Source organism: Salmonella sp. SAL4457 (assembly GCF_046548235.1).
GTDB classification, from domain to species: domain Bacteria; phylum Pseudomonadota; class Gammaproteobacteria; order Enterobacterales; family Enterobacteriaceae; genus Salmonella; species Salmonella enterica.
Genome location: NZ_JBGDZO010000224.1, coordinates 1 through 322 on the forward strand (window position 1 = coordinate 1; position 322 = coordinate 322).

Below are 322 nucleotides of genomic sequence, written 5' to 3' on the forward strand. Positions count from 1 at the left end.
GTGGTAGGCCGCGGTGCCGAGGCCGCCGGGCATGTCGGCCTCGCCGTCGTAGTACTGGGTCATCGCCGAAAACGTGTGTTCGTCGCTGGGCTGGAAGCGGCCCTTGAGGATCAGGTCGTCGATCCGCGTATCGCTGTGCTCGCGCCAATCGCCGCCGCGGGTGCCGGAGTAGAGCAGGGCGCCGCCGAGGCCGTTGGCGCCGGTGCCGCCGATCAGCACGTTGTGGGTGGTCTTCAGGCCGTCCTGGCTGGAGCTGGGGCTGAGTTCGCTGTGCACGTCGAGCTTGGTGGCGAAGTCCTCGGGGATCGCCCGGGTCACGAAG

The 322-nt window shown here is 69.3% G+C and carries 1 pseudogene; it reads right to left on the bottom strand.

Annotation, left to right across the window (positions count from 1 at the left end):
• A pseudogene (locus ACLJNW_RS24015) lies at positions 1–322 on the bottom strand (TonB-dependent siderophore receptor); the annotation flags it as partial.